12 protein-coding genes and 1 tRNA gene are annotated in these 14755 nt (G+C 41.0%); 6 read left to right on the top strand and 7 right to left on the bottom strand.

Features of this window, described 5'->3' with window-relative positions:
• Positions 1 to 2: 2 nt before the first annotated feature.
• The 3 genes from brxC to AAA938_RS00945 are packed head-to-tail and all read right to left on the bottom strand — an operon-like array spanning position 3 to position 4730.
• Positions 3 to 3539, bottom strand: coding sequence for a BREX system P-loop protein BrxC (brxC, locus tag AAA938_RS00955; RefSeq protein WP_338226771.1), 3537 nt, complete (start codon positions 3537 to 3539; stop codon positions 3 to 5).
• Positions 3532 to 4122, bottom strand: a complete 591-nt coding sequence (locus tag AAA938_RS00950; protein WP_338226770.1) for a BREX protein BrxB domain-containing protein — start codon at positions 4120 to 4122, stop codon at positions 3532 to 3534. Before AAA938_RS00950 ends, brxC begins: the two co-directional genes overlap by 8 nt.
• Positions 4119 to 4730: a BrxA family protein gene (locus tag AAA938_RS00945; RefSeq protein WP_338226769.1), complete on the bottom strand. Its 612-nt coding sequence runs from the start codon at positions 4728 to 4730 to the stop codon at positions 4119 to 4121. The genes AAA938_RS00950 and AAA938_RS00945 overlap by 4 nt, the downstream gene beginning before the upstream one ends.
• A 478-nt stretch (positions 4731 to 5208) precedes the next feature.
• On the opposite strand from AAA938_RS00945, the gene AAA938_RS00940 reads away from it, so the two are divergent.
• Positions 5209 to 7365: a DEAD/DEAH box helicase family protein gene (locus tag AAA938_RS00940; RefSeq protein ID WP_338226768.1), complete on the top strand. Its 2157-nt coding sequence runs from the start codon at positions 5209 to 5211 to the stop codon at positions 7363 to 7365.
• 153 nt (positions 7366 to 7518) lie between these two features.
• Here the strand turns inward: AAA938_RS00940 and AAA938_RS00935 are convergent, their stop codons facing one another.
• From AAA938_RS00935 to AAA938_RS00925, 3 genes are read right to left on the bottom strand one after another with little or no spacing between them, the layout of a single operon-like run.
• The gene (locus AAA938_RS00935; protein WP_338226767.1) at positions 7519 to 8676 is read right to left on the bottom strand and encodes a hypothetical protein; all 1158 of its coding nucleotides are present in this window, start codon (positions 8674 to 8676) and stop codon (positions 7519 to 7521) included.
• Positions 8642 to 9619, bottom strand: a complete 978-nt coding sequence (locus AAA938_RS00930) for a hypothetical protein (RefSeq protein WP_338226766.1) — start codon at positions 9617 to 9619, stop codon at positions 8642 to 8644. The genes AAA938_RS00935 and AAA938_RS00930 overlap by 35 nt, the downstream gene beginning before the upstream one ends.
• A gap of 40 nt (positions 9620 to 9659) precedes the next feature.
• The gene (locus AAA938_RS00925) at positions 9660 to 9938 is read right to left on the bottom strand and encodes a hypothetical protein (protein WP_338226765.1); all 279 of its coding nucleotides are present in this window, start codon (positions 9936 to 9938) and stop codon (positions 9660 to 9662) included.
• 652 nt (positions 9939 to 10590) lie between these two features.
• Here AAA938_RS00925 and AAA938_RS00920 point away from each other — a divergent pair.
• The gene (locus tag AAA938_RS00920) at positions 10591 to 10929 is read left to right on the top strand and encodes a helix-turn-helix domain-containing protein (protein ID WP_338226764.1); all 339 of its coding nucleotides are present in this window, start codon (positions 10591 to 10593) and stop codon (positions 10927 to 10929) included.
• 442 nt (positions 10930 to 11371) lie between these two features.
• Here AAA938_RS00920 and AAA938_RS00915 read toward each other — a convergent pair.
• Positions 11372 to 11444: transfer RNA gene (locus AAA938_RS00915), tRNA-Met, on the bottom strand.
• 67 nt (positions 11445 to 11511) lie between these two features.
• Between AAA938_RS00915 and era the strand changes: the two genes are divergently transcribed.
• The 4 genes from era to AAA938_RS00895 all read left to right on the top strand — a co-directional run bounded on the left by era (position 11512) and on the right by AAA938_RS00895 (position 14753).
• Entirely contained in the window at positions 11512 to 12405 is an 894-nt protein-coding gene (era, locus tag AAA938_RS00910; RefSeq protein WP_338226763.1) for a GTPase Era, read from the top strand.
• Positions 12406 to 12407: 2 nt separating this feature from the next.
• Entirely contained in the window at positions 12408 to 13721 is a 1314-nt protein-coding gene (gene der / locus AAA938_RS00905; RefSeq protein ID WP_338226762.1) for a ribosome biogenesis GTPase Der, read from the top strand.
• A gap of 76 nt (positions 13722 to 13797) precedes the next feature.
• Entirely contained in the window at positions 13798 to 13980 is a 183-nt protein-coding gene (locus tag AAA938_RS00900; protein WP_338226761.1) for a hypothetical protein, read from the top strand.
• Between the two features lie 152 nt (positions 13981 to 14132).
• The gene (locus tag AAA938_RS00895; RefSeq protein WP_338226760.1) at positions 14133 to 14753 is read left to right on the top strand and encodes a SprT-like domain-containing protein; all 621 of its coding nucleotides are present in this window, start codon (positions 14133 to 14135) and stop codon (positions 14751 to 14753) included.
• Positions 14754 to 14755 lie beyond the last annotated feature (2 nt).

The following is a 14755-nucleotide window of genomic DNA, read 5'->3' as shown; positions in this document are numbered from 1 at the left end:
GCTTATTTGATCAGGATGGTTTTGTTGTTTCGGAGCATTTCGCTCATTTCTTTTCGGATCTGTTGGAGGTATTCTTCCAGTTCGGATTCGGTGGTGATCCGTGCTTTCACCCGAGTCAGGTAGTATTCCTGGGGTTCGTTGACCAGCATCCCGGAACCGGTCTCGGTTTTTTTCTTGCTGGCAAAGCGGATGATCTTTTCGAGTTCGTCCTGCTTGAAGCTGCTGGATTCCGATTGCTTGAGCTTCAGCTGGGTAATGGACTGGATTTTTTTGATGCGATCCAGAGTCGCTTCCCGGGAAGCATAGACATTGGATTCGCTTACCTGAAGGCTTTGAGCTTCAGCTTCCAATTCATCAAAGATGCGATCGTACTCGTTTAGCACTTGCTCGCGGACTTGGTCCAGGTGGGACTTAAGGTCTTCCTTGAGTTCTTTGTAAGCCTTGATGATATGGCGAAGCTCCTGTCGGGGATCATCGCTGAGCAGGAATTCCCCAATTTTCTCCGACCGCTCGATGCTGTCGGGACCGAGTTCGCGTATATTTTCCTGGTTGTTTTTGTAAAAATCCCGGATGGCATCGTATTCCGGCTTGGCCCGGGACATGATGTCCGCCATGCCTTTGGCCAGATCGAAGGCATGCTTGAGTTCTTGACGCTGATCGCTCAGCCTGCGGAAAAGCGACTTGGGATCGCGGGCACCCTGGAGGTCATCCAGTTTTTTGCGCAGGTCATGGAAGGCGTTGCCAAAAGGATAGCTGCCATAGAAGGTGTCTTCCTCCCGTTCGAAGGAGTGGTAGTACTGATTGATTTCTTTTTTCAGGTAGTCAAATAGCTCGTTACCATTTGAGCTTTTGGGAAGGTCCTTGTTGAAGATCAGTTTGAAATGATCCTGTACCTCATCCAAGACTGACTGAGGAATTTCCTCTCCGGCACGGACGATGCACTTGACCCGCTCGGAGGTCTTCATGGCCTGCTCGATAAAGTCCTTGGCCGGATAGCGCGGGGTGTTGTGATATACAAACTCCCTCTTCTTCTTAGCTTCCAACTGCCAGATCGCCTGCAGGACCGCTTCAAACTTCCATCCGAAGGGTTCCTTTTCAAAATGCTTGATCAGGTCATCCACACTGACTTCATCCCCACGCAGGGTGATAAAGTCGTTGACTTCCGTTTCTACCGCATCTAGTTCCAGACTGGCTTGGACACCCCGCTTCATCAAGTCGCGGAGTTCCTGCTGGCTCTTCACATAGGATTGGGCGATTTGGTTTTTATGATAGACCCGCTCCAAGTGTTTGGTGATCGCGTTTTTCAGTCGATCCGGCGGAGTGGAACCGTTGATCTCCGAGGAGTCCACCACCCGCTGACCGAGGATGTAGTCCGTCTCGGCAAACTTGTCATTGAATTTCTTCTCGATCTTGAGTCGCAAGGCATCGTTTCGGACTTTGAAATTGTCAATGGTTCGGGCACGTTCACCGATGGCCGAATCGGAATTGAAGGCGAAGAACTTTTTGGTGCGAACATACCATTCGAAGTCCCGCTGTAGTTCCTTGTCAGCCATGAACCAGAGACTGACGCCCACCATCATGTCCATGGAGGAGTTTTGAAGGGCTTTCACATGGTAGTCGGCTTTGTCCGTGAAGAGGATCTTGATTTTGAAATCCCCGTTACGGAAGATTTCCTTATCATCAACCCAATAGGAGATCTTGAAGTCATTGATTCCAAAGCTGTGTTTGTTGCCCAGATTGGTGATTCTTCTAAAGATATTGTCAAACTCAGTCCAGCGGTCTTCCAGGCTCAGGCTTTGGTTTTTGATGTAGTTCTGGACGTCGATTTCGTCTTCGTTGAAAAAGAAATAAGCCCCTTTTTCTTCCCGGATGATACTTTCTTCCACCAGACGATCCACCACTTCCTTGATTTTGGTCTGGAGCTGAAGCTTGTTCTGATCCAGTGTATCCATCATCAAGATGGTCAGGTGATCCACGTTGGAGGGGAAAGTGACCTTGATCGAATCAGGTAGGTTGGAAATCATAAAGAGGGTCTTGACCACCCGCAGCGCAAATTCATTGTTTTGCACGTAAGGAAGTTGCAGAGCATTGGAGATAGCCCGCTGTCCCCGTTGGGTCAGGTTTTGCTCCAGTTGCTGATTATAAAACTTGTCGAAGGAAATGAACTCGCCTACGGGAAGCTTCGCATTTTGCTTCACTGTAAAGTGGGTGATTCCGAGAAGGGAACGCTCATTGTCCTTGACCTGCTTGATTACATAGCCCAGGTTTTGGAAGGCTTCAAAGACGTGGGAGATCAGCTTGAACTGATATGGGACAAAGGGATATGCCAGCTCAAATGAAGCCAGATCCACATAGCCTTTGTAGAGTTCGTGCTGGATCTTGAACTGGTTTTGAATGTAGTCTGTGTTTTCCCGGTAGATTTTGCCCAAGGCTTCGATTCCTTTGGAGTTTTTGTCCAGGATTCGCTTTTGGGTGATGTATGAGGCATCGTTGCTCTGTAGGGAAATCCGGGTATCGAAGCGGCCGAGGATCTTTCCAAACTCGTCCTTGGTGTCTTCCACACCATCGATGCTTTCGGAGACTTCTTCCAAGGTTTGCTGTGCGGTACAGGCGATCCAGACCTGATTGTTGAGGTCTTGGCTGACCCGCTCGATGATGTTTTGAAAGTTGAGCAGGATTTCCTTGTTGGTCCCGATGTATTGGGAAATCTCATCGACCAAGAAAAGCAGGCGGTAATTTGGGTCTCTATCTTTGAGGTAATCTTTCAATTCTGGAATGAGTACCCCCTCGATGTCGATTTTGAAAGATTCCGGTTCGGTGAGTTTGGTGTGCAGGGCTTTAATGTCCATCTCCGGCACCAGCCTTTTCCCCAATTCCAAGACATTTTCCAGTTCAAATGCAGCAATATTGGCGGCTTCTGAGGTCCAGTCCTCATGCCCAAGTTCCTCAGCCACCAGCTGTTTAAACTCTCCGAGTTTCCCCTTTTTGTCCAAAGGCTTTTCGAAGAGAATTGCAAGGGGGATATCATTGGCATTGTACCCGCGGGTTTTGTTGAGCATGTCCAAAAACACCCGGGTCAATCGCTGCTTGTATTGGTCATCGGAGGTGACATCTTCCACGTTGAAGAGGATGTCTTCCACCTCTATGCTGTTCACCTTTTTCTCAAGCAGCTTGATATTGCTGACCGTGATGGTTTCCAGGTTACCTGCTTTGGTTGTATCGTATTTGGCAGCTGCTTGTGCAAAGTGCTCAAAGGCTTCTGCCGAGGTATCCTTACTGAGGCAGTAGTGGGCGTATTTGATAAAGTGGGATTTACCCGAACCATAATATCCGTTGATCCAGATCCCGGTTTTTCCACTTCGTTTGTTGAGCACCGTATCGAGCAAGGTGTAGAGATGCTCCAGGATTTCATCGGTAAAAATGTACTCCTTGATTTCCTGATTGACGGTTTCTTTCTTTTGGTTGCTGACTACAACCGCCGAGTTGATCTCCCGGTCAATGTCTTTCTCAAAAATCTCATTAATGATCATATCACTCATTGATTAAAGTCGTGGCCCGGTAGAGATTTTCATCATTCACGAGCCCAAAAAGGTTATATCGAGGTTTTACTTTGCCGGGATAGAAGACAATGAGCTTATACTTCCCGACATTTTTTTCAAAGTTGTTTAAGAATTTACTGGTTCGCAGGTAAGGAAAAATAGCCCCCCAACCGTACAAGAAAACGTAGGCCACTTCAAACTTTTCGGATGCTTCCAAGTGATTCGAAATCCGCTTATGAATCCATTCCTGAAACTTGGCATCATTAGCATCCTTGAGCAGGGCCTGATGGACTTTGTCCGGTTTGGAAGATTCATTTTCCAAATAGAACTCCAGTTTGTTTTTCTTGCCAAAAGAACTTGCATCCAGAAAAGCAAGGAATTCCTCAAAGACATCGAGAGTCAGGACATTCAGATACGTGTTGGGCCGATGGAGTCGGTCCCGGATGTCCAGAATTTCCTGCCTGATTTTGTACTCATCTTTTGGGTCATAGCCATACATGTATACTGGCCAAAACAGTTTCGCGGTATTGTAATCCTGAAAGTCCTTATTGGCCAGTTTGGCGTAGAGTTCTGCGATGGTCATACGATCTGTTCACGTTCGTTTTTGGATAAAAGGCAGGCTTCCAAAAACCAGGCTTCATCGATTTGGTGGAAATACCCCCAAAACCATGAAGGCTGATTGGCTGGTTTGGTGAGTTTTCCGTCTTTCAGAAATCCCGTTTCTCGAAGGCAACGCAGAAAGACGGTGACTACCTTGAGCTGAGTGGACTCAGACCAACTTCCGATTTCCTCATTTTTTGATGCCAGTTCGTCCATTCTCATTTTCAGGTCCAAGGTATCCAGGGAGGTTTCGAGTCGCTTCCATTTCTGCAAGACAATCTCAAACTGAAAGTCCTTGGTGACCTCATAATTTTTCAGGACGATGAAAAATAACAAAATTCTTCGTTGGTCAAAATTACAAGTTGAATAGAAGTTCCAGAATTCGTTTGGAAGGTGAGAAATTCTTCTTTTGATTTCAGTAATAATTCTGGTACGGGCTGCCTCCGTTTTTACTTTCATATATCGGTTTTCCTTGGATTCGAGGAGGAGAGCCTCATGGATTCCAGGTTGGCTTAGGATAGGGAGCAGCTGTTCAAACTCATTGATTAGCAAAGCTCCGGAGGTAATCGCTATGTACTTTGGGGATTTCATGGTGATATGGAGTCTTAAAAATAGGCTTTTCGAGGGGAAAAGGAAGGGAAGATTTGGGCATTTCTTCAAAGGAAAATCCCTGGAAGGAAGTGTTTTTGAGATCCGACATCGATTGTCGGTTGATGATTGGACCTAGATTTAAAGAAACCAACTATTTGATAATTTGGAGGGGTAAATAAAATCCCATGGCGCTTTTAGTAATACTATATGCAATTGTGCTGATAGTGATTGGCACGGGAATGATCAAGAAGGGGATCAAAAGGTGATTGAGGTAGTAAGACGAACCCATTCAAAATATAGGCTCTGCTAACAGAGCATGACCTTTTTTGAATTGGGAAATAGGATTAATTCTTTTCCGTGAAAAAAATGGTAAAAACGTTAAAATTCTACCTTGATTGTTAACTATTCAAATTGTTTGAAATGAGAATTACTTTTAAATAAATTCAACAAAAAAGACAAATTCTTTAATTTATCAATAATGACAAGCCTAAGACCTTATCAAATTGATGCCATCAACTCAATAAATACTGCTTGGGAAAGATGCAATCGGGTATTGCTTCAAATGCCAACGGGTCTGGGCAAAACAACGGTATTCTCTGAGATAGTTAAAGATTTCAAGACAAATAGGTTCCCAAGCAAAAGAATTTTGATCCTTGTCCACAGAATTGAGTTATTGGATCAAGTCAAAGACCGATTGGCTCAATTTGGAATCAAAGCAACTTCGATCAGTTCAGATAGAGATTTTGATATCAATAATCAAGTTGCGGTAGCGACAATCCAAACACTGGTCAAAAGACTTGACACAATCGCCAATTTTTCGCTTATCGTAGTCGACGAAGCACATCACAGTACCTCTCCATCTTACCTGAGAATTTTTGAACATTACACTACGGAATCCTTAAAAATTCTTGGTGTGACAGCAACCCCTCAACGATTGGATGGACGTGGGTTCGATCAGATTTATGACGTATTAATCCCTTCTGGACAAATCCGAGATTTTATACCCCAATATCTCTGTGACGTCACTCAACGGGCTAGTTCACATCCAGACTTTTCAACAATAAAAGTTGATTCAATCACTAAGGATTATGAATCAGAATCAGCAAAAAGGATTATGTCTAATTCCAAGGTAATGGCAGATTTGGTCAAAAGCTTTAAAGAGTTTTGCATTGGAAAACGAACCTTAATCTTTGCGGTAAACACAGAACATTCAAAAGATATTGTCAGCAGGTTTCAGAAAGAAGGCATTAAAATCCAACACATTGACTATAAAACTCCAGGTTTTTTAAGAAAACAATTGGTTGATAATTTTAGAGAAGGCAAGCTTGACGCGCTGTGTAATGTGGAAATATTTACTGAAGGATTTGATTGTCCTGACATTGACGTTGTCATCATGGCTAGACCCACTAGATCACTTTCCCTTTACTTACAGCAAGCCGGAAGGTGCTTGCGACCAAAAGCAGACGGTAGAAAAGGCCTAATCTTGGATCATGCGAAACTGTGGATTGAGCATGGCTTAATTAAGGCCAATCGGTATTGGAGTTTGGCTGGCTTAAAATCAAATCAGGATTCTGATCAATTCCGATCTCGAATTAAAAAAATGTTTCTTTCCAAGGAAATTGAACTCCCTACAGAAATCCAAAGTCTAATTATGGAGGAGTTTCAGTTAGAAGAGTTGTCTACAAAAAGCAAATCATTTGATGATAAAATTGAAATTGACCTTCAATGGTGGAATTCTCTTTCCGAAGAGCTAAGAGATATTTTGAGTAGTAGTGCTGAGATTTCTCTATCAAATCAATCCTATTTATCTGATGAAGAACTACAGGCAATTTGGAGACTGGAAACTATTTACTTACAGGACCTATCTGTTAAATCCGGTTTAGTCCCCTTAAGAAAATTAAAAAACATCAGAAGGGCCGAATGCAGTATGCTTCACTATCATACCATCAGCACGTTCGAGGATTGGAAATCATTAGAATATCTTGATTTGAGCTTTTCCTCCATTAATGGATTAAAACCACTGATGGGCCTAAACTCTCTAACACACTTAAATATTTCCAATACCCAAATAGAGACGATCCGACCCATTTTGAATAACACTTCACTTCGTGAATTAGATATATCCTTCTCCAATGTCAATGATATTGGGTTACTTGAAAGACTACCAAACCTTGAATGGCTCTCTCTTGCAGGAATATCACTTACTAGCATAGAGTTTTTGAGAAATCATCGGAAATTGAAATATTTAAATGTAAGTCACACAAATTTGACAGATCTCAATTTTTTGAATAAAAATCATCCTATTACAAAACTAATCGCGCATGATTGTAAAAAACTCCAGTTTAAAAGAATAGACCTGACTAATCTTGAATCGCTGGATTGCTCCTACTCTTCATTTGATAGAATTAGAGACTTAACCAAAGGGTCTAGAAATGTGGAACTTGAATGGTTCAATATAAGTGGGTGTAAGTTGCATGATTTGGAAGAATTATTCTACTTCGATAACCTCAAAGTATTGATTGCTGATGATGTAGATATGGAAGATTCACTTATAAATGATCTTTTAATTAATAATCCTTATTTGACCATTTACAGAAATGGAGAATTAACTTACGAAAATCACGTTATTGCTTAGAAGTAGGGGGTATTTAGGATAAAAAAGTTATTTAACCTTAATTCAAGACTATTCGGATCTGTTTCTTTATGTGGTTACTAGACTCAATTAAATCCAACATCAAGGCAGATATTTTTTTAGGGGAACTTATTATGCCATAAAACTTCTGTTCTTTTATGGTATCAAATCCAAATTGAACAAAAATATATTTTTTAAATAATCATCAGCATTCAATTTGGATTTTTGAAATCTTGACTCCGAAAAGTGTTTATTCAGAAAATCCAGCCATTGAAAAAATTTATTGCTTAATATTTCATCCATATTCCAAGTTTCGAGCAAATTAATAGATTCATCACATGGATGAGAAAGCCACCAAATGTCTTTTTTGGAATTTTGAGGCTTAATCAATTTTCTGGCTTCTAATACAAATTCTCTAAATCTGGATAATTCATTTCCTAGATTACTAACCTTTCCCGGTTTTGTCTCAGCATAGGCACGACCGCATAGGAATAAAATTAAAAGCATTGTTTGACTTGAGTAAAGTTCAGGTTTGTATTTTATTAGATGAACTTTTATAAAAATTGACATCATTACAGCGTACCTAAATGATCGAGGGCTATAGTTCATAAATTGGTAACCTCGCAAAAAGGAACAAATACCATCTCTTGTCTCGTTTTCAAACCAAATCAAAAATCCAAGGGACCAATCCAGTTTCCAAGTATAAATTGGATCAGAACTTGGATCAACATCTAAAACAAAAGACCTATAGGGGGAATAGTCTAATATAGGATTCTGATACCGCTTCCCTCCCAGCCCAATTTTGGAATTCTTATACATATTATCCAAGTTAAGTCTTGAAAGAGCAGGGATAACTTTGATCAAAATATAGTCTTCTTCGAAGTCGGGATAATCAAAATTTGTAGTAACCCTAAAATCAAATCCATTATCAGAAAAACCATTATAGCTTATCCAAACATTATTTAATGTTGACAAATAGAAAGATTCACTTTCAAAAATTTTTGTAAATGTCTCAAAAGTCTCCTTTGGATCAACCTGATTATACTCTAATCCAGATATATCAAAAAAAATCTCAACAGGTTCGTAAATACTTCTTTCCTTGGTTTTAAATGTAGAAAACAATCTAAATGAACCTAAATGACTTCCATTAATCTCAAGGTTTGAATGAAAAGAATTCTGCCACTCCCGCTTAATTCCCCTCGATATTATATCGGAAGCCATTCGAGCCATAGTGTAAAATCCCCTTTCTGTCACATACTCATACATTAATTCCTTCAGCCTAATTCCCATCACTTTCACCCCATTCAAATCCATAATCCAAGATTTTTTTAAAAAAATGATCTGTAGGTAGTGAATCCTTTCCAATATACTTTTCGACCTTAGCCCAATCACTCTTTAGGTCCTTTTGATTTGAATTCCCAGTGTGGAAAATGAGCTGATTAACACCTGCTAATTTTCCAGCAACAATCTGCAACCAAGTCATCAGAACTCGATTTCCTCCATAAGCTCCACATCCCCAGAAGCCGGTATGAATAACCGTAGGGGCATTTCCAGATTCGATTACAGCCGCCTTAAAGCCAGAATATGCAGTTTCCAAAATATATTGGACCTCATCAAGGGTATATTTACCTTCTCCCCCATAAGGGGCAGATATAGCAATGAAATTCGTGAGAGTTGGTGGATTTAAAACCACAGTAGCCTTTTTGATGACTTCCTCTGAGACTCTTCCGAAAGCATTTCCATACAACCCAAAAGGCCTTCCTTCTTCTATATTGGGATCGGTTTTTACCCAACACCTTCTCTCAACTCCCGAAATCAATATTGGGGTAGGCTCACCATGTTCAACTGTATAAGGATCACTCCTTAATGTGTTTAGCTTTTGTTTCAAGGATGCTAATACTGGATGCTCTGCCACCTGCGTTTCATCCTGGGCAAATAGGTCACTTCCGTAGGCGATAAATAAATCTCCGTCTGCAAAATTCACATGCCATTCCTTCACTGGAACTTGACTTTCGATTGGCTCATAATCATAGTATCCCTCTTGTAGAATCGGTTTTATAGATTTATTTCCCAAATAGACCTCTTCAGGCAAATCCATTTTCTGCCATCTAGAGTACTCAATCTTTCCGTGGTAAACGGCACTGGGAGGGCAGGAAAGGTCATAGACTATTCGTTTGTTTTTTGAAAACAATTGAGCTGGCTCTTCAACCATTAATTTAGAAGCCTCAAAAGTGAACCTTTCCAATCCGTTATCCATATTATCATCTAAATTTAAATACTTCGTTTAAATATTCAGATTAACCTTCACTAAAAGAATTTAAAACTATACCACCATTTTTTAATGCTCGATTAGAGTCAAATGGATCATGCTTCTCCTTTACCCATTTCCTTCCATTAAAAACAAATTGATAGACTAAAAAGGCTTCTTCGACATCGTTCCTGTCAGGTTCACAGGTTAAATGAATTTCTAAAATGTCCCCTTTTGTCAGTTTAATGTCAAAATCGAAACAATTACCCTCGTTCAACATCTCTCTTAACTTTTCATGATTGTACCTATTATCATTTTTTCCGATCATGAATTTCTGCGGAGGCATTAATTCTCCAACTAATCGAAATTTACTTTCCTCAAATTGATAAAGTCGCCAATGGTGCTTTAGATCGAAGATGTCCTCAATTTGATTACAAGTACACAGCTTCAATTTGTCAGATATTTTGCACATCAAGTAGATGGTAAATTTTTCAATGTTTGATCACTATAAATCTCTTCTGCTTACCCAATGCATGTATCATTGGTTGGGGGGTTTGGGAAATTAAGAAAATATCAGATCGGACCAATAAAGTCTAAAATTGATAGACATTAATTGTCATTAAATCTATCACCTATTGTATTTCAACCAGCATATTATTCAAGTTAAACCTGATCCAGATAAATGAATATCTAAGAGTGGTTGAATAATATTTTTTAGCCTATTTAACAATTGGGTACGAAACCCTATGACATAGCAAAAACCCTTGATTTCTCAATTTAAGGAATACTTCGACAAATAATTGTTGACTGACTTAATCAGAACTATCTGAAGCGGAAAATAATAGCTTAGGAGAATTTAAAATAGACGGGCGATAGGATTAAATTGAAAAGATTTCTTTTTGGATAACTATCTGTTTCTAGAAGTCCTAGACAAGGATAAATTTTCCTAGGAAAATCAAAGGATTAAGCTAATTTTTAGAATGAAAGAATTGATCCTAACCACCTACACGAGAGAAGAATTCCTTGACCTAGTCAAAGAAGCTATAAGATCTGAGCTCTCTCAATTTCCCCCTAATACCCCCAAACAAACAGATAAGCCTTTAACTATCGAAGAAGCATCTGAATTTTTAAACCTCACCAAGGCGACTTTATACGGTAAAGTTTCGAGAAGAGAAATACCCGTGATGAAGCGAGGCAAAAAACTATATTTCTCTATGAGTGACCTTATTGCTTACCTTGATAAAGGAAGAGTGAAGACTTTCGAGGAGCTAAATGAGGAAGCACAAATATTCCTCAACAGACGGAAATTGAGGAGGTAAATAACTTTGTCCTAGACAGCTACAAAATCCATAATCATTTCATCAAAATTTTCCTCTTGATTGCTCCAATTGCGAAGAGTGAATCTTGAAATGGTCAAAACAACACTATGAACGGTAACACCAGTCCCTGTCCATAATACAGGGCACAGAATGAGGTTTTGTCATTTATCTGGATATGTGATTGGGGTTCTACACCACCAAAGACCCAAAACCCAACAAAGAAAAAACTGAATTTTCAAACCGGGTGGGGTCCTATTTTCGGATTTGGTTTTTGATTTTGGACTCTATGTCAAACTCAGTTAATTAAAAAATATATATGCACACCAGAATAAACGAGTGAGTCAGCTTCAATTAAATGTGGAGATCATCTCAGCAAAGTGTCCCCCAAACTGTCCCCCGGTAAATAAAAAAGCCCTATACTGTTTGTATAAGGCCTTTTTTGTAGCGGGAACAGGACTCGAACCTGTGACCTTCGGGTTATGAGCCCGACGAGCTACCAACTGCTCCATCCCGCGACATTGTGATGCAAAGGTAAGGACAAACTCTCAAAAATCAAGTACCTTTGCAAAAAATTCTTGGAAAATGAATCTCCAATCCCACAAAGCAGGATTTGTCAATATCATCGGTAAACCCAATGTAGGCAAGTCTACACTCATGAATATCCTTGTGGGTGAGAGACTTTCCATTATCTCTTCCAAAGCTCAGACCACTCGACACCGAATCGTAGGAATCACCAATACCGAAGACTATCAGATCGTTTTTTCTGATACTCCAGGCATGCTGAAGCCCAAATACGAGCTTCACAAAAGCATGATGGGATTTGTCAACCTTTCCCTTGAAGATGCCGATGTCATCCTCTTTGTCACTGACCTCTACGAAACAGAGGAGGAAATCGAAGAAGTAATCCAGCGAATCAATAATTCGGGGATCCCAGTCCTTTTAGTAATCAACAAAATCGACTTGGCAAAAGAAGGGCAGCTGGATGAGGTGACCTCCTATTGGACCCAACGCGTAAAAGCAGATGTGGTCATTCCCATTTCGGCCAAGGAGAACTTCAATACCGAAAAAATCCTTCATGAAATTCTGGAAAAGCTTCCGGTCCATCCACCATTTTACGACAAAGAGGAACTAACTGACCGACCTGAGCGGTTCTTTGCCTCCGAGATCATCCGTGAGAAGATCTTTACCAATTACAAAAAGGAAATCCCATACAGTACCGAAGTAGGCATTGAGGATTTTCATGAAGAAGAAAACATCATCCGAATCCGGGCCACCATCTTTTGTGAGCGAAACAGCCAAAAAGGTATCCTGATCGGTGATAAAGGCAAAATGCTCAAGAGAGTCGGCACAGAAGCACGGGAAGACTTAGAGAAGTTTTTTGGGAAAAAAGTCTTCTTGGAGACCTTCGTCAAAGTGGAGCAGGACTGGAGAAAAAACAAATTGAAACTTAAAAAATTCGGGTACGACACCCTTTGATCATGGCAAATATTGTAGCAATAGTAGGAAGACCAAACGTAGGAAAATCAACGCTTTTCAACCGCTTGGTAGAAGAAAGAAAAGCCATCGAGGACAACCTGAGCGGGGTCACCCGAGACCGTCATTATGGACATGCCCAATGGTCCGGCAAGTTTTTCTCCGTCATCGATACGGGAGGATACGTAACTGGGTCTGAAGACATTTTTGAAGCGGAAATCCGAAAACAAGTCAAACTAGCCATAGAGGAAGCTGATGTTATCCTTTTTGTGGTGGATTGCCACGATGGCTTGACGGACTTGGACTCCGAATTTGCCAATGAGCTTCGCGGAACCAAAAAGCCCCTCTACATCGTAGCCAACAAAGCCGACAACTTGGGCAAAGCCTTAATGGCCAATGAATTCTATGCCTTGGGACTTTCTGACCATGAGATTTTCCCCATTGCTGCAGTGAGTGGAAGTGGTACAGGCGAGCTTTTGGATGCCGTGATCACCCATTTTGAAGATGAGGGGGAAGAAGACCCGGATGCAGGAGTGCCCAAAATCTCCATCCTGGGGAGACCCAATGTCGGAAAATCTTCCTTTCTCAATGCTTTATTGGGGCAAGAGCGATCAATCGTTACGGATGAAGCAGGCACTACCCGTGATGCCATTCACACTAGATATAAGTTTTTTGGGAAAGACTTTATCATCACAGATACTGCAGGTATCCGGAAAAAAGGGAAAGTAAAAGAGGATATCGAATTTTACTCGGTAATGCGCTCACTGCGTACACTTGAGGAATCCGATGTGGTCATCGTCATGGTGGATGCTACACGTGGGCTTGAGGCTCAGGACATCAACCTTATTGGCTTGGCAATCAAAAACAACAAAGGGATTCTGATCATGGTAAACAAGTGGGATTTGATCGAAAAGGACCACAAGACCATGAACAAAATCAAAGATCAGATGATGGAGCGACTGGGTGAGCATAAGTGGATTCCGATCATTTTCACTTCAGTCACAGAAAAACAGCGGATTTTTCAAGCCATCGAACTGGCGGTAAAAGTCTACGAGAACAAAACCCGACGCGTCACTACTTCGAAGCTGAATGATGTTTTGCTTGCCGAAATTGAAAAATATCCTCCTCCAGCCTGGAAAGGAAAGTACATCAAAATCAAATATGTCACTCAATTGCCGACCAAAAATCCGGTCTTTGCCTTCTTCTGTAACCTGCCCCAATACATCAAAAATCCCTATACTCGCTTCTTGGAAAACCGTATCAGGGAAAATTTTGATTTTGAAGGAGTTCCGGTAAAAATCATTTATAAAAACAAATAAAAAATATTTGAACGGCGCTTGCACAATTGAAAATAATACTAGTAACTTTGCCCCGTAATTAAGAAAACCATAACAAATGAAAAAAGTATTTGCAATTTTCGCAATCGCTGGTTTGATCGCTACTGCTTCTTGCGGTAACAAGACCACTGAAGAAACTGTAGTTGAAGAGACTGTAGTAGTAGAAGAAACTCCAGTTGTTGAGGAAGCTCCTGCTGTTGACACTGCTGCTGTTGCTGCTGACACTACTGCAGTTCAGTAATCACTGACACTCAGAAGAAATTAAAGCCTCAACCTAGTTGGGGCTTTTTTTATGTCTTTTTTAGAAACCCTGAAATCAATCATTCAGGATGAATACAAATTATTGACCCGCGCGGCAAAAAGGAATTCCCAAATTCCGATATTTTTACCAACATGAAGATTCCTCCCGCCCTGATTTCCATCTTCAATAAGCATCTTCCTCCCTCTTCGATTTCTTATTGTGCCTTACTTTGGGAGGAGATCCCTTTTCACTTCCATGTCAAGGCCCCTAGAACCAGCAAACTGGGTGATTTCAGGTACCGAAAAGACCAAAAAATCCAAACCATTACTCTCAATTCAGATCTGAATCCTTATCAGTTTTTGCTTACCTACATCCACGAAGTGGCTCATTTGAGGACTTTTGAGAAGTACGGTCTGTCTCACGCCCCTCATGGCAAAGAATGGAAAAAGGAATTTCAGCAGCTTTTGGCTCCAATACTGGTAGATTCGATCTTCCCAAGGGACATTTTGGTTCCTTTGCGAATTCACATGCAAAATCCCTCCGCCAGCTCGGCAAAAGACCTTTTTCTCATGAAAGAAATGAGCAAGTACGATCTAAATGTGAAGGATTCAACAGAGAAATTCCTATCCGATTTGCCCTCAGGTCAAGCTTTTATTCTGCAGGGAAGAAAATTTACCAAAAAAGAAACCCGAAGAACCCGGGTTATGTGTGAGGAAGTCAGCACTGGGAAAAAATTTTTGGTCTCCAAATTAGCCAAGGTTACTCCAGCATAAGC

The sequence above is a fragment of the Algoriphagus taiwanensis genome (genome assembly GCF_036245645.1).
Lineage (GTDB): Bacteria > Bacteroidota > Bacteroidia > Cytophagales > Cyclobacteriaceae > Algoriphagus > Algoriphagus taiwanensis.
Note: the sequence above shows the minus strand (reverse complement) of the source record. Positions and strands in the feature narration are given on the sequence as shown.

Excerpts from the sequence above, each read along its gene's own strand:
- AAA938_RS00930 (WP_338226766.1), bottom strand. The coding sequence starts at position 9,619 with ATGGATAACGGATTGGAAAGGTTCACTTTTGAGGCTTCTAAATTAATG.
- der (WP_338226762.1), top strand. The coding sequence starts at position 12,408 with ATGGCAAATATTGTAGCAATAGTAGGAAGACCAAACGTAGGAAAATCA.
- AAA938_RS00925 (WP_338226765.1), bottom strand. The coding sequence starts at position 9,938 with ATGATCGGAAAAAATGATAATAGGTACAATCATGAAAAGTTAAGAGAG.
- AAA938_RS00940 (WP_338226768.1), top strand. The coding sequence starts at position 5,209 with ATGACAAGCCTAAGACCTTATCAAATTGATGCCATCAACTCAATAAAT.
- brxC (WP_338226771.1), bottom strand. The coding sequence starts at position 3,539 with ATGAGTGATATGATCATTAATGAGATTTTTGAGAAAGACATTGACCGG.
- era (WP_338226763.1), top strand. The coding sequence starts at position 11,512 with ATGAATCTCCAATCCCACAAAGCAGGATTTGTCAATATCATCGGTAAA.
- AAA938_RS00935 (WP_338226767.1), bottom strand. The coding sequence starts at position 8,676 with ATGGATTTGAATGGGGTGAAAGTGATGGGAATTAGGCTGAAGGAATTA.
- AAA938_RS00920 (WP_338226764.1), top strand. The coding sequence starts at position 10,591 with ATGAAAGAATTGATCCTAACCACCTACACGAGAGAAGAATTCCTTGAC.
- AAA938_RS00950 (WP_338226770.1), bottom strand. The coding sequence starts at position 4,122 with ATGACCATCGCAGAACTCTACGCCAAACTGGCCAATAAGGACTTTCAG.
- AAA938_RS00900 (WP_338226761.1), top strand. The coding sequence starts at position 13,798 with ATGAAAAAAGTATTTGCAATTTTCGCAATCGCTGGTTTGATCGCTACT.
- AAA938_RS00945 (WP_338226769.1), bottom strand. The coding sequence starts at position 4,730 with ATGAAATCCCCAAAGTACATAGCGATTACCTCCGGAGCTTTGCTAATC.
- AAA938_RS00895 (WP_338226760.1), top strand. The coding sequence starts at position 14,133 with ATGAAGATTCCTCCCGCCCTGATTTCCATCTTCAATAAGCATCTTCCT.